At 59.4% G+C, this 12678-nt stretch carries 13 protein-coding genes and 1 tRNA gene; 8 read left to right on the top strand and 6 right to left on the bottom strand.

Translation table 11 applies throughout. The annotated features are described in order from the left end of the window. The first annotated feature begins 161 nt into the window (after nt 1–161). The 3 genes from ACVWZU_RS01310 to ACVWZU_RS01300 all read left to right on the top strand — a co-directional run bounded on the left by ACVWZU_RS01310 (nt 162) and on the right by ACVWZU_RS01300 (nt 2429). Complete coding sequence (locus ACVWZU_RS01310; RefSeq protein ID WP_457442949.1) at nt 162–1166, top strand: hypothetical protein; 1005 nt, start codon at nt 162–164, stop codon at nt 1164–1166. Further along, on the top strand, nt 1163–1945 hold the full coding sequence (gene rsmG, locus ACVWZU_RS01305) for a 16S rRNA (guanine(527)-N(7))-methyltransferase RsmG (RefSeq protein ID WP_457442947.1): 783 nt from the start codon (nt 1163–1165) through the stop codon (nt 1943–1945). Before ACVWZU_RS01310 ends, rsmG begins: the two co-directional genes overlap by 4 nt. A gap of 196 nt (nt 1946–2141) precedes the next feature. Further along, nucleotides 2142–2429, top strand: a complete 288-nt coding sequence (locus ACVWZU_RS01300; RefSeq protein ID WP_414329140.1) for an RNA recognition motif domain-containing protein — start codon at nt 2142–2144, stop codon at nt 2427–2429. A 68-nt stretch (nt 2430–2497) separates the two neighbouring features. Here ACVWZU_RS01300 and ACVWZU_RS01295 read toward each other — a convergent pair whose 3' ends face one another. Further along, nucleotides 2498–3331, bottom strand: coding sequence for a metal ABC transporter permease (locus tag ACVWZU_RS01295; RefSeq protein WP_011432792.1), 834 nt, complete (start codon nt 3329–3331; stop codon nt 2498–2500). Nucleotides 3332–3355: 24 nt separating this feature from the next. Then, nucleotides 3356–4117 carry a metal ABC transporter ATP-binding protein gene (locus tag ACVWZU_RS01290; RefSeq protein WP_457442945.1) on the bottom strand — a complete coding sequence of 254 codons (762 nt, stop codon included), beginning with the start codon at nt 4115–4117 and terminating at the stop codon, nt 3356–3358. 59 nt (nt 4118–4176) lie between these two features. Here ACVWZU_RS01290 and ACVWZU_RS01285 point away from each other — a divergent pair, with 59 nt between their 5' ends. The 4 genes from ACVWZU_RS01285 to ACVWZU_RS01270 all read left to right on the top strand — a co-directional run bounded on the left by ACVWZU_RS01285 (nt 4177) and on the right by ACVWZU_RS01270 (nt 9197). After that, nucleotides 4177–5142 carry a metal ABC transporter solute-binding protein, Zn/Mn family gene (locus ACVWZU_RS01285; RefSeq protein ID WP_457442943.1) on the top strand — a complete coding sequence of 322 codons (966 nt, stop codon included), beginning with the start codon at nt 4177–4179 and terminating at the stop codon, nt 5140–5142. A gap of 72 nt (nt 5143–5214) precedes the next feature. Continuing rightward, nucleotides 5215–7020, top strand: coding sequence for an aspartate--tRNA ligase (aspS, locus tag ACVWZU_RS01280; RefSeq protein WP_011432789.1), 1806 nt, complete (start codon nt 5215–5217; stop codon nt 7018–7020). Nucleotides 7021–7239: 219 nt separating this feature from the next. Further along, entirely contained in the window at nt 7240–8016 is a 777-nt protein-coding gene (gene fabI, locus ACVWZU_RS01275) for an enoyl-ACP reductase FabI (RefSeq protein ID WP_011432788.1), read from the top strand. Between the two features lie 32 nt (nt 8017–8048). Next, the gene (locus ACVWZU_RS01270; protein WP_414341734.1) at nt 8049–9197 is read left to right on the top strand and encodes an AI-2E family transporter; all 1149 of its coding nucleotides are present in this window, start codon (nt 8049–8051) and stop codon (nt 9195–9197) included. Nucleotides 9198–9350: 153 nt separating this feature from the next. On the opposite strand, the gene ACVWZU_RS01265 is transcribed toward ACVWZU_RS01270, so the two are convergent. The 3 genes from ACVWZU_RS01265 to ACVWZU_RS01255 all read right to left on the bottom strand — a co-directional run bounded on the left by ACVWZU_RS01265 (nt 9351) and on the right by ACVWZU_RS01255 (nt 11046). After that, nucleotides 9351–10247, bottom strand: a complete 897-nt coding sequence (locus tag ACVWZU_RS01265) for a sulfatase-like hydrolase/transferase (RefSeq protein WP_011432786.1) — start codon at nt 10245–10247, stop codon at nt 9351–9353. Continuing rightward, complete coding sequence (locus ACVWZU_RS01260) at nt 10235–10675, bottom strand: hypothetical protein (RefSeq protein ID WP_238376922.1); 441 nt, start codon at nt 10673–10675, stop codon at nt 10235–10237. The genes ACVWZU_RS01265 and ACVWZU_RS01260 overlap by 13 nt, the downstream gene beginning before the upstream one ends. Before the next feature lie 299 nt (nt 10676–10974). Then, nucleotides 10975–11046: transfer RNA gene (locus ACVWZU_RS01255), tRNA-Val, on the bottom strand. Nucleotides 11047–11202: 156 nt separating this feature from the next. On the opposite strand from ACVWZU_RS01255, the gene ACVWZU_RS01250 reads away from it, so the two are divergent. Next, nucleotides 11203–11955, top strand: a complete 753-nt coding sequence (locus ACVWZU_RS01250) for a segregation/condensation protein A (RefSeq protein WP_414349871.1) — start codon at nt 11203–11205, stop codon at nt 11953–11955. Between the two features lie 151 nt (nt 11956–12106). Here ACVWZU_RS01250 and ACVWZU_RS01245 read toward each other — a convergent pair whose 3' ends face one another. Continuing rightward, nucleotides 12107–12562 (bottom strand): DUF6679 family protein, encoded by a 456-nt coding sequence (locus ACVWZU_RS01245; protein ID WP_011432782.1) that lies wholly within the window; start codon nt 12560–12562, stop codon nt 12107–12109. Nucleotides 12563–12678: the final 116 nt, after the last annotated feature.

The following is a 12678-nucleotide window of genomic DNA, read 5'->3' as shown; positions in this document are numbered from 1 at the left end:
GCCTGATGAGCCCCTGAAAAAGCTGGCCACCGGCTGGGCATGACTCCCGCCAACAACGCAATACAGAAGCCAGATGACCTAGCAAAGTTAAGACTTATGATCGTGAAGGAGCGCTCCAGGCCGGTGGGGGTATTGGTAGGGATCCGCAGTGCCATTTTTTTATGTCGATTGTTGCCGAGTCCTTTCAAACCTATCTGCGCCGCCGCCGTCGTCTTCTAGCCCGCCGTCTCAAGCGACAGCAGGGCTGGGTCGTGGTTTTGGCTCTGCTGGCTTTGTACTTGCTCAGTTGGGATGCGCTGGGCGAAGATGGGTCACTATCGCACCTGTGGAGGGGACAACCCCTGTGGCTGGTGTTGATCCCGCTGTTGGGGGGAGGGCTGTACAGCTTGGGCGCCGGGGTGATCTGGATGCTGCGCCAGCGCTGGTCTGCCCAGCTGTTGGCCGAGATGATCAGCTTGCCCCATTTGACTTTGGCTGCCCTGATCTGGCTGGGGTTAGCCGTTTGGGGAGAGCACCTTTCGCCTTTCCTGTTGCGACAAAAAAACCAATTGTTGGCGGGCCTGTTGATCAGTTGGCTGTTGGCCCAGGGATGGAGTTTTTTCCAGACAGGTTGGGTAGTAGAGGCTGGGCAACTGTGGGCCGACTATCTGCAGGAGCTGCGCGGTTCTGTATTACAGCCCTGCTACCAGCGCCTGGAAACCTGTCGTCTTTCGCTCCATCTTTACCACGCCATTTGGCAAGACCTGCAACTGGAAGAACTGGAGGCCCAGCACCTGATTCAACTGTTGTCTGAGTCGTTGCTGCCGCTGACCCTGCCGCTCAAGGTCTATGCTCAGCGGGTTCACCATTGCTGTCAGCAGTTGGCAGCCCTGCTGGCGCAAATGCAGGAGCGGGTAGAGCGGTTGGAGCAGGTGCTTTTGAATGTAGAGCTGGAGTTGGCCTCTCATCAGTTGCTTCAGGCTCAGCCGCAGCCGATTAACTTGCTGGCGGAAGATTGGGCCAGCTGTCAGGAGCTGGATTTGCAGGAGTTGGTTTGCTTAAACCAAGAGCTGCTGGGCACCGACCGTTCTTTGCAGGGCTTGACCCAAGAGCTGAAAGGCTGGGCCGACAGAGCCATCCCCGCTGGATTGAAACTGGGATTGCCATGGCTGGGATCCCTGGGATGAAGAAGGCTGACGCTCCTTCCTCTGAGCCTCCACAGCTCAAGACGCTGTGGGAAAGCTGGCTGGCGGAGCTGGGTTGGCAGCCTTCTGAACAGCAGCAGCAACAACTGCAACAGCTCTATCCGCTGGTGATGGCCGGAAACCGAACCCAGAACCTGACCCGCATCACCGATCCCATCGACTTTTGGGAGAAACACCTGTGGGATTCGCTGCGGGGCCTACGCCTGCTGGGATCCTGGGAGGCAATCCAAGCTCAGCCCTGGCGGGGGATCGACATCGGCACCGGGGCAGGGTTTCCAGGGATCCCGGCCCAAATTGCCCTGCCCCAAACCTGCTTTACCCTGCTGGACAGCACCCAACGCAAGATTGCCTTTGTACAGGACACCTTGCAAAGGCTCTCCCTCACCCAAGCGCGGGCAGTGGCTCAGCGGGCCGAAATTTGGGGGCAAGACCCGCAGGAACGGGGCAGCTATGATGTCGCTCTGGCCAGGGCCCTGGCCTCGGCGGAGACCTGCGCCGAGTATTGCCTGCCTCTGCTCAAGGTGGGGGGGCGTGCCATTCTCTATCGTGGCCATTGGACGGAGGCAGAAGCCCAAACGCTGGAGCGGGCCCTCAAGATCCTGGGCGGAAAACTGATCCATGTAGAAGCCTTCACCACACCCCGCAGCCGTGGGGTGCGTCACTGCCTACTGCTGGAGAAAGTAGCCCCCACGCCGCCTCCTTATCCCCGCTCTCCCGGCACTCCCAAACGCCAACCGTTGGGCCAAAGCAATCGCCCATGAAGGTTAGGATCCTGAGTTTCCATCTTGCTACAAAAGCTTCTCCCAATTCTCGGACAAAAAGCTGGAAGGATGGCTTTGCAAATGCCATTGGGAAGACTAAGATGTGGTTGGCATGAGGTTCGGATTGAGCGAATGGTTTAACCAGGTGAGCCTCCGAACTGAACGCTAAAGGGTAAGGTTCGGAGTGTGCTACGCCATGACCATTTTTGTGGGTAATTTGTCCTTCAAGGCCAGCGAAGAAGATCTGCGGCTTGTGTTTGCCGAATACGGCACCGTTAAGCAAATTAAGCTGCCAGTGGATCGGGAGACTGGCCGTAAACGGGGCTTTGCCTTTGTGGAGCTGGAAAACGAAGCTGATGAGCAAAAAGCCATCGACGAGCTGGATGGCGCTACTTGGATGGGCCGGGATTTGAGGGTCAACAAGGCGTTGCCTCGGCAGGCCGGTGCAGGCGGCAGTCGGGATGGCCGCTCTTCCCGCTTTTGAGTTAACATGCATCTACCCTTTCTCAGATGAGGTTTGAGCCAGGGATCCCAACCCGCGATCCCTGGTTTCTAGCGCGTTCCTGAGAACACTCTGCCCAGAAAGGCCAGGCTAAACCAGGCGGAGGCCACCAGGACGATGGCTGGGCCGGAGGCGACGTTGAGGTAGTAGCTGGCGTACATCCCCAGCAGGCTGGCGCTCACCCCAAATAGGGATCCCAACAGCATCACCTGGTGCAATCGAGGCACCACCAGATAGGCGGTTGCCGCTGGCGTGATCAGCATGGCCAACACTAAGAGCACGCCCACTGCCTTCATGCTGGCCACCAACGTCAGGGAAGTGAGCACCATCAGCCCCCACCCCAGCCGCTCGGTGGGCAGGCCGGCTGCTTTGGCCCCCAAGGGATCGAAGCTGTAAAAGGTCAATTCCTTGAAGAAGAGGGCCACTAACCCCAACACCAAAAGGGTGATGCCCACCACTGTCAGCACATCGACAGCATTCACCCCCAGGAGGTTGCCGAAGAGGAAGTGGTTGAGATCGATGCGAGCCCGCCGTTGGATCAAAGTGATCAACAGGATCCCCAAGGCAAAAAAGGCCGAAAAGACGATCCCCATGGCTGCATCCGGCTTGAGGGGGCTGGCGGAGCGGATCCATTGAATTAAGAGGGCGCTGAGGAGACCGGCCACGAAGGCTCCCACAAACAGGTTAAGGCCCAGCATGTAGGCAATGGCCAGGCCCGGCAGCAGCGAATGGCTGATGGCATCCCCCAGGAGGGCCAAGCTTTGCACCAGCAGATAGCTGCCCACCACGGCACAGAGAATGCCGACGGCCACCGCCACCAGCAGAGCCCGTTGCATGAAGGCAAAACTCAAGGGATCCGCCAGGCTGTGCCAGAGCCATTCCATAACGTTGTTGACCTCAAACTCTCCCTAGGCAGCTGAGTCCAGCAGCAGGGCTCGGCCATAGGCCCGCTGCAACACCGCTGGCTGCAACACCTCCCGCGGGGATCCCTGGGCAATTAAGACACGGTTGAGGAGGAGCACTTCGTCGAAGTAGGCCCGGGCCTGCCCCAAATCGTGGTGCACCACCATCACGATGTGGCCGGCATCTGCCAGCTCCCGCAACACCTGGAACAAAATAGCTTCGCTGGGCTGATCGATCCCGGCAAACGGCTCATCCAGCGCGTAGATCTCCGCTGCTTGGGCCAAGGCCCGCGCCAAAAACACCCGTTGCTGCTGCCCCCCCGATAGCCGACCGATGGGCCGATCCCGATAGGCCCCCATCCCCACCCGCTCCAGGGCTTGAGCAGCCCGCTGCTGCCCCTTTTTCCCGATGCGGCGAAACCAGCCAGCAGCTCTCACCTGCCCCATCAACACCACATCCCACACCGTGGCGGGAAACGACCAGTCGATGGCCGAGCGCTGGGGTACATAGGCCACTTGCTCTCCCCGCAGCGCTTGTCCGCCGTAGCGCACTTCCCCCCGTTCCAGCGGCACCAACCCCAACAGCCCCTTGAGAAAGGTGCTTTTGCCGGCCCCGTTGGGCCCGAGGATGCCCGTGATGCGCCCCGGCGCGATTTCAGCTTGGATCCCTTGCAGCACCTGCAGGCTGCCGTAACGCACCGTCAGATCCCGCACCACCAGGGATCCCCTGGCCGGACCAAGAGGGAGAGGAGGAAGTTGCTTTTTCATTTTGTTTTCATTTTCGGTAAGTCCAGTGTACCCTAAAGGGACATCTAAACCATGAAACGATGATCAAAAGTCTTGTCTTCCTTTGGGGGCGGCGCCGTTGGGTAGCAGCCTTCGGCTTGGCAATAGGACTCTGTCTCGCTGACGGGAACGGCAGTTTTCTGGCCTTGGCCGGTTCGGGATGGGCGCGTCCCCGCGTTGTGGCTACCACTACGTTGATCGCCGATTGGGTAGAGCAGGTGGGCCAAGATCGCATCCAGCTCACCAGCCTGCTGCAGCCGGGAATGGATCCCCATGTCTACGAGCCAACGCCGGCGGATGGGGTGGCCCTAGAGCAGGCAGACTTGGTGTTCTGGAATGGCTACAACCTGGAGCCGGGGTTGATGCGTCTCATCGAAGCCACGGCCCAAGGAGCGCGGCGGGTTGCCTTGGCCGAGATCCTCGATCCCATCGTCACCAATGAGGAGGATGGGATCCCCACTCCCGACCCCCACGTGTGGGGCAATGTGGAAAACGTCATCCGCATGGTGGAGCGCATCGCCCAAGAGCTGGCGGAACAGGTGCCTGGCGAGGCGACCTTCTTCCAAACCAATGCTGCTGCCTATCGAGCAGAGCTGGAGGAGCTTCATGCCTGGATTGGGGAGCAAATTCAGACCATCCCCCCTCCCAACCGGGTTTTGGTGACCACTCACGATGCCTTTGCCTACTACACCCAAGCCTACGGCCTGAAAATGGGGGGATCCCTGCTGGGGATCAGCACCGAAGAACAGCCCAGCGCCCAGACAGTGGCCCGGTTGGTGGCCGAGATCCGCGCTCTACAGGTGCCGGCTGTCTTTGCCGAGACCACCCTCAACCCGGCCCTGATCCAAACGGTGGCCGCTGAAGCGGGAGTCAAGGTAGCGGAACAGGAGCTGTACTCCGATTCTTTGGGGGAAGCAGGCAGCGGTGCTGAAACCTACATCGCCATGATGCGCCACAACACCTGCACGATTGTGGCAGCCCTGGGCGGATCCCCTGAATGCTCTTGAGAAGCTGAGTCGAGGCAGGAGGTCTGAGTTTTGTATGATAGGGGCTCAGACCCTTGTTCTCTCACCTCTTCCATGCCTGCTGCCATCCATCGCCCGGCCCGCACCCTCTACTGTGGCGAAGTCCGCCCGGCCCACATTGGCCAGACCGTCACCCTCTACGGCTGGATCGACCGCCGCCGCGACCACGGGGGGGTGATCTTTCTGGATTTGCGGGATCGCTCTGGCATTGTGCAACTGGTGGCGGATCCGCAGAAAACTCCGCAGTCATATCCACTGGCGGGGGAAGTGCGCAACGAATATGTGGTGCGGGTAACGGGAACTGTCCAGCAACGGCCCCCCGACTCCTTCAACCCTCGCCTGGCCACCGGCGAGGTCGAGATCTACGCCGAACAGTTGGAAGTGCTCAGTCCAGTCGGCAAGCAGCTCCCCTTCAGCGTCTCGGGAGAAGAAGCAGAGGAAGTGCGAGAAGAGATCCGCCTGCGCTATCGCTACCTGGATTTGCGGCGGGAGCGCATGTCCCGTAACCTGCAACTGCGCCACCGGGTCATCCAGGCCATCCGCCGTTTCCTAGAAGACGAGGAGGGCTTTGTCGAGGTGGAGACTCCCATTCTCACCCGCTCCACCCCAGAAGGGGCCAGAGACTACCTGGTGCCCAGCCGCGTCAACCCCGGCGAGTGGTTTGCCCTGCCGCAGTCGCCCCAGCTCTTTAAGCAGCTGCTGATGGTGGCTGGCGTGGATCGCTACTACCAGATCGCCCGCTGCTTTCGGGATGAGGATCTGCGGGCGGATCGGCAGCCGGAGTTCACCCAGTTGGACATGGAGATGAGCTTCATGGATCAAGAAGGGATCCTGGAGCTCAACGAGCGACTGATCTGCCATATCTTCAAAACTGTCAAAGGGATCCACCTGCCCCGTCCCTTCCCGCGCCTGACCTATGCCGAGGCCATGGCCCGCTACGGCTCCGACAAGCCTGACACCCGCTTTGGGATGGAGTTGGTGGATGTTTCGGAGGTGTTTCAGGGATCCCGATTCAAAGTCTTCGCCAAAGTGCTGGCTGAGGGCGGTTTGATCAAAATCCTGCCAGTGCCCGGCGGCGATGAAAAGATCTCCAACACCCGCATCAAACCAGGCGGGGATCTGTTCAAGCTGGTCACCCAGTATGGGGCGGGCGGCTTGGCCTTTATCCGGGTGCGGCCCGACAGCCTCGATACCATCGGCGCCCTGAAAGAGAGCTTGAGCCCCGAGCAGGAGAAGCGGTTGCTGGATCTCACCCAGGCCAAGCCAGGGGATCTGTTGCTGTTTGGGGCAGGGCCGGCGGCAGTGGTGAACGAGTCTTTGGGCCGGCTGCGGCTGCACCTGGGCCAGGAGCTGGGTTTGATCCCAGAGAACGCCTTGAATCTCCTCTGGATCACCGACTTTCCCATGTTTGAGTTCAACGCCGAAGAAAATCGCCTGGAAGCCCTGCACCACCCCTTTACCGCCCCCCACCCCGACGACTTGGCCGACCTGAAAACGGCGCGGGCCCAGGCTTATGACCTGGTGTGGAACGGCGTGGAAGTAGGAGGGGGATCCCTGCGGATTTACCAGCGGGAAATTCAGGAGCAGGTTTTTCAAGCGATTGGCCTCACCCCCGAACAGGCGCGGGACAAGTTTGGCTTTTTGTTGGAAGCCTTTGAGTATGGCACCCCGCCCCACGGCGGCATTGCCTACGGCCTGGATCGGCTGGTGATGTTGCTGGCCGGGGAAGATTCCATCCGGGATGTCATCGCCTTTCCCAAAACCCAGCAGGCGCGATGTTTGCTCACCGGCGCTCCTTCCAGCGTTGAGGCGAAGCAGCTCAAGGAACTGCACGTTGCTTCCACCTATCAGCCCGGTTGAGGGAGGTATCTTCCAACGACCACGGGTGCTCGATGATTTCGGCACGGGTAACAGGGCTGCGGAGATCCAGCAGACAATATTCCTTTTCAACCAAAAGGACTTTCATTGTGGAAGCCGGGCCTTTTTAACGGGAGTTCAGGAGTGCCTGGGATCCCTTCTCCCAGCCCCAGCTCCCACCTGTGGGAGGATAGAAAGGAATACACCCCTACTTTTTTTGCCATGCTACAGCTGACGGGAAAGAAAGCCTTGGTAACCGGCATTGCCAACGAGCGCTCCATTGCCTGGGGCATTGCTCAGCAACTGCACAAAGCGGGGGCCAGCCTAGGGGTTACCTATCTGCCGGACGAGCGGGATCGCTTCAAAACCAAAGTTCAGCAACTCACGGATCCCTTGCAGCCAGATTTTCTTCTCCCCTGCGACGTGCAAAGCGATCAGCAGATCAGCGATCTGTTTCAGGGGGTAACCGAAAAATGGGGTCAGGTCGATATTCTGGTTCACTGCCTGGCCTATGTCAAAAAAGAGGAGCTGAGCGGCAACTTCAGCGATATCTCGCGGGAGGGGTTTGCCCTGGCCATGGATGTGAGCACCTACTCCCTGATTGCCCTCTGCCGGGCTGCCAAGCCCCTACTGAGATCCGGCAGCAGTGTCCTCACCTTGACCTACTTGGGAGGAGTGCGAGTGGTGCCCAACTACAACATGGCTGCCGTCACCAAAGCGGGCCTGGAAACCTGTGTCCGCTACCTGGCTGCCGAGCTGGGCCCTGCCGGGATCCGGGTGAACGCCATTTCTGCCGGCCCAATCCGCACCTTGGCCTCATCGGCCATTTCCGATTTTCATGCCATGCTGCATGCTGTGGAGGAGAAAGCTCCCCTACGGCGCAATGTCACTCAAATAGAGGTGGGCAATGTGGCGGCTTTTCTGGCCAGCGACCTGGCCAGCGGCATTACCGGCCAGGTGATCTACGTGGATAGTGGGTATAGCATCCTGGGTTTTTAAGCGCTTTGGGATCCCTTGGGGATGGCTCCGGCATGAATCGCTTCTCACCCTTGCAGCGGTTGCTGCTCACCTGGATCTTGATCGTCATCAGCGGCTGGCTGGCCATACAGGTGGGTCGGCTGTTTGGGCATTTGCTCACCACCATCCTGACAGCGGCGGTGCTGGCCTTTTTGCTCAACTACCCGGTGCAGGTGCTGCGGCGCTATCGGGTCAGTCGAGGTTTGGCGGTCACCCTGGTCTTTGCTCTCTCGGTGGTGCTGCTGGTCTTGGTGGGGATCGCCGTGGTGCCGGTCTTGGCCAAGCAAGTGGTGCAGCTGGGGGCGCGGATCCCAGAGTGGGTGGACACCTTACAAAATTGGCTCGACCAGATTAGCCTTTGGGCCGCCGAGCGCAACATCAACCTTGGCCAGACGGAGCTGGTCAATACCCTTCTCAACCGCCTGCAGGCCAGCGCCGAGAAAATTGCCGGCCAATCCCTGGATCTCCTTCTGGGTACGTTCAACCAGGTGATCGACTTGGTGCTGGTGCTGGTGTTGGCCCTCTACATGCTGCTCTACGGGGGCCAGTTCTGGCAGGGGTTGCTCAGCCTCTTCCCCAAACCTTGGGGGCCGCGCATTGGCGAAGCCCTAGCCCTCAGCTTTCAGAACTTCCTCATCAGCCAGTTGGTGTTGGGGTTCATCATGGCCCTGATGCTGGTGCCGGTTTTTGGGTTTTTGCGGGTACCTTTCGGGCTCCTGTTTGGCCTGCTGATCGGCCTGCTGGAGGTCATCCCCCTGGTGGGGGGGGTGATTGGCATTGGGGCGGCGGCGGTGTTGCTGGCCTTTCAGGACATTTGGCTCAGCCTTAAAGTGGTGCTGGTTTCCCTGATCGTGCAGCAGGTGAAGGATCGGGTCATCGCCCCCCGCCTGATGGGAGAGCTGATCGGGCTAAATCCAGTGTGGATCTTGATTGCCCTGTTGGTGGGGGCGCAACTGGGGGGCATCCTGGGCGTGATCGTCGCCATTCCCCTCAGCAGTGTGGTGAAAAGCCTTTACGAGATCGCCCGCTCTGCCGACCTGGCCGCCGAAGATGGGTTGGGTTCCGGTGTAAAAGGATCCCCGCAAGGGCTCCGTCCGAGTAGCGCCAACGGCGAACCCCGCCGGGATCCTACCCTGCCCAAGCCGGAGACCCAGCAGATCTAGCTGCTCCAAAAGGGAAGAGGCTCTGCCCATGCGATCCAGGCGATCGCGTTAACCGGCAGGCAAACAGAGGCTCAATCCTGGTAAGCCCAGTTGCTGGGCTATCGATGGCCACCCTTGTCCTCAGGGAGAGGGGCTGGGGGTGAGGGCCTCATCCTAGCGAATCTTGCCCTCGATAAAAGGCACCTCCAGCACTTTTTCGTGGTGGATAGGGCCGTGGCCGAAGTAGCCTCCCTCCCCAAACAGTTCGCCGTGATCGGCTGTAACCGTGATGTAGGTGTTTTTGGGAACCAGGTCGAACAGCTGTTCAAAGATCCCATCCAGGTAGCGCACCGCCTGGATCTGTCGCTGCCGTAGCTCTTCCAACTGGGCCGAATCGAAAAAGGGGATCCCGTCCTCTTCTCCTTCATCCAGCCGCTTCAACACCCCATTCACCCCCGAGATGCGGGGCCACAAGCTGGGATCCTCATCGGGCAGCGCGTAGGGATAGTGAGTTTCGCCCACGTTTAACAGGTAAAAGCTGGGGCGATCCGGCTCGAAGCGCAACTGTTCCACCATGGCCGCCATATCGTTGTGCTGGGGCATGAGGCGGTAGGAATCGAAATCCCGATTCAGCAGCGTGCTGGGGTTGAGCACCGGCATGGAGACCATGGCGTGGGTGGTGTAGCCCAGTTGATGCTTCAGCAGCGTCGGCAAATAGAGATGAGGCAGCAGATGCTTGAACTCAATGGGTTGCCGGGTGCCGAGCCGCTCGTTGTAGCGCAGATAATCTTGCTTGTAGTGCTCGGACGCAAAAACGTGGATGGGGCTGGTGTGGGGCAGCAGGCCCATGAGCAGGTTGTAATGGGCAGGGGCCGTCCAGGAAGCGTAGCTCCAGCGCTTTTCCAGAGGGCCCAACTTCAGCAAGTGCTTGGGGTTGGCCGCCAGCAGGCTGTCGAAGCGGCAACTGTCTAGGACGATGAGCAGATAGTTGTTCTGTCCCCGCGGTTCAGGGCGGGGGTCGGGCTCAGACGCAGGAGCGGCAGACGATTTCCACCAGTTTAGGAATCCCATCCTTCCTCCTCCTCGTCGGCGTAGGGCCGCTGGACAATCCGCCAGTTGGGAGCTGCTGCCGCATCGTCGTCCTCAGGAGCGGGATCGCGAATGCGTTCCGGCGGGATATTGGAATAGGAATAGCGGCCTGCTTGGGGATCCGGCTCGTACTCCGGCAGATCTTGGGGCAAATAGTGGTCGGGGGGAATCAGCTGGGCTTCCAAAAAGCGAACTCGGTCGCTCAACTGAGTTAACTTACGGATGGCCTGTCGCTGGAACACCCGGTCGTGCAATCGCCAGGAGCCTACATACAAAAATCCCAGCCCCATCCCTGCCCCATAAGAGGCCAATAGCACCAACGATAGAGGAAGCGGGGATCCCGATTGCCCACCCACCACAACCCTTGCCGGGGATCCCCAGTTTTGGATGAGGAGAACGAGCAGGCTCAAGATCCACAAGCCCAGGAGTATGAAGCGAAGGTTTCTGATCGCGTTAGCGGGACGAAATTCTTGCATGGCCTCAACCCTACCCTTTGATTAGGCTACCATTCTTCCCTTTCTCCACTGGCCTGGCAGCAAAGACGCTGGAAGCTCAAGCGGAGTTGTTCTCAACAGCCATTAGCCCTCTCCCTAAGGCGCGCTTCAGGGAGACCCCGGGGCGGAAAAAGTCGTTTCTAGCCGCCTGTATCTCTCCTCCAGGAGAAGGACTTGGACTGTTGAAGCTCGCTGCAGGAGCAGGTTTGCGGGTATGGGCGGTACAAGATTCGAACTTGTGACCCCTTCCGTGTGAAGGAAGTGCGCTACCACTGTGCTAACCGCCCGCAGATACCACTCTAGCAGCTATCGACTAGAGCAGGATCTCTATATTACCACGTCAGCGATTGAGCCAGAGGATTCGGATCGGCATGGGAGATGGCTAGAGATAGCCGGGATCCGGCCTGAGGGCTACAGTAAGGGTCAGGGAGCTGTGGGGTGCTATGGCCTACTCACCGACCGAAGAGGCAATTGCTCTGCTCATTGATTTGGCAGAACGAGGCGAGATCGATCCCTGGGATGTGCAGGTCATCGAGGTTATCGATCGCTTTCTGGCCCGTATGGCTCCCACCAGCAGCAGCCATGACCTGTCTGAGTCGGGACAAGCCCTGCTCCACGCTGCCATGTTGGTCTATCTTAAGGCGATGGCTTTGGCAGAACCGGAAGCAGAAGAAAGTGAGCCCAGCCCGGTGGAGGTAGAAGTGGATCCCTGGCCAAGCTGGTCTTTGGCGCACTTGGATCGCGTGTTGCAACCCAGGGCAGCACCCCGTCTTCAACGTACCCGGCCCATCACCCTCAAAGAACTCATCGCCCACCTGCAAGAGCTGGAAACCCTGCTGGAACACCAGCCCGAAGCTGCCCCAAAGCCGCTGGCCCAACGGATTTCTCGCCAGCAAGCGCTGTCGGCCATCACTCAGCTAGCCCACCCGGAAAACCTTTTGGAAACCACCGCCGAGCTAGAATCTCTGCTGGCTCAGCTTTGGCAGCAGGGTCTGACCCAGATCAGCTTTGTCGATCTCCAGCAACACTTTTGCCAAAAAAGCTATCAAAACGGCAGCAGCGGGACCATTCACCCCATTCAAGTCTTCTGGTCATTGCTGCTAATGGCTGCCCGCTCTCAGGTGGAGCTGTGCCAAGAGGAGTTCTACGGCCCACTGACCATCCGACCCTGCACAACTGAGGGCCTGGCAAAGTAGATCCCGCCCTTGGGATCCCCTTCATCTGCCAAGGTGAACTCTAGAGAACTTTTCTGGCCGTGGCCGGGCCATCCACCTCTAGGCTTCTGAGCTGGCGTCTGAACCTGAGGATGTCAAGCGCTCTTCTGCGCCGCTCTGGCAAACGGAGAACTCAATCCGTGCCTTCAGCATCGTGCCGGGCACGATCCGCCCGTTTGAGATCTTCCCCACTGGAGCGCACCGGCAGCTCGGCAGGAGCCTCCCGATCCAGGTAGTAATCCTCCACGAGGCGCTCGCTGCTGGGATGATCTTCTCCTTCGGTAGGCAACAGTGGCGGATGCAGCAATTCAGCCGGAGGGCAGTCTTCTGAGGTGAGCAAATCTGACGTGCTGAGCATCCCCTTGGGAATGGTGGAAAGGCGCTGAGCAACAGCTCCAATGCTTTCCAGGCGAATCATCTCCTCCCAGGAGCAGATCTCCTCCTCATCTTCTGTCTCGTAGCGAACTAGGATGGTGTCCCCTTCGATATCGAGGATCTTGGCCCGTTCCAGCCAGCGTCCCTGATCCCGCAGATAGATCCACACATCCTTGCCTTCGCGGCTGAGTTGATAGATCCTACGATGAAGCACGGTCCCCTCCTGAAGTGAAAGATCCGAGTGAGTTGTGGGGGCTACCCAGCTCATCCCTCCATCTTAGCGGCTGGACACCGAGGCTGTATGCCTTTCCCGAGGCCAGACAGAGTCCC

The organism is Thermostichus sp. MS-CIW-26 (assembly GCF_054059115.1).
Note: the sequence above shows the minus strand (reverse complement) of the source record. Positions and strands in the feature narration are given on the sequence as shown.

Coding starts and splice junctions, on each gene's coding strand:
- aspS (WP_011432789.1), top strand. CDS start 5,215: ATGCCTGCTGCCATCCATCGCCCGGCCCGCACCCTCTACTGTGGCGAA.
- ACVWZU_RS01265 (WP_011432786.1), bottom strand. CDS start 10,247: ATGGGATTCCTAAACTGGTGGAAATCGTCTGCCGCTCCTGCGTCTGAG.
- ACVWZU_RS01270 (WP_414341734.1), top strand. CDS start 8,049: ATGAATCGCTTCTCACCCTTGCAGCGGTTGCTGCTCACCTGGATCTTG.
- rsmG (WP_457442947.1), top strand. CDS start 1,163: ATGAAGAAGGCTGACGCTCCTTCCTCTGAGCCTCCACAGCTCAAGACG.
- ACVWZU_RS01290 (WP_457442945.1), bottom strand. CDS start 4,117: ATGAAAAAGCAACTTCCTCCTCTCCCTCTTGGTCCGGCCAGGGGATCC.
- ACVWZU_RS01300 (WP_414329140.1), top strand. CDS start 2,142: ATGACCATTTTTGTGGGTAATTTGTCCTTCAAGGCCAGCGAAGAAGAT.
- ACVWZU_RS01295 (WP_011432792.1), bottom strand. CDS start 3,331: ATGGAATGGCTCTGGCACAGCCTGGCGGATCCCTTGAGTTTTGCCTTC.
- fabI (WP_011432788.1), top strand. CDS start 7,240: ATGCTACAGCTGACGGGAAAGAAAGCCTTGGTAACCGGCATTGCCAAC.
- ACVWZU_RS01285 (WP_457442943.1), top strand. CDS start 4,177: ATGATCAAAAGTCTTGTCTTCCTTTGGGGGCGGCGCCGTTGGGTAGCA.
- ACVWZU_RS01310 (WP_457442949.1), top strand. CDS start 162: ATGTCGATTGTTGCCGAGTCCTTTCAAACCTATCTGCGCCGCCGCCGT.
- ACVWZU_RS01250 (WP_414349871.1), top strand. CDS start 11,203: ATGGCCTACTCACCGACCGAAGAGGCAATTGCTCTGCTCATTGATTTG.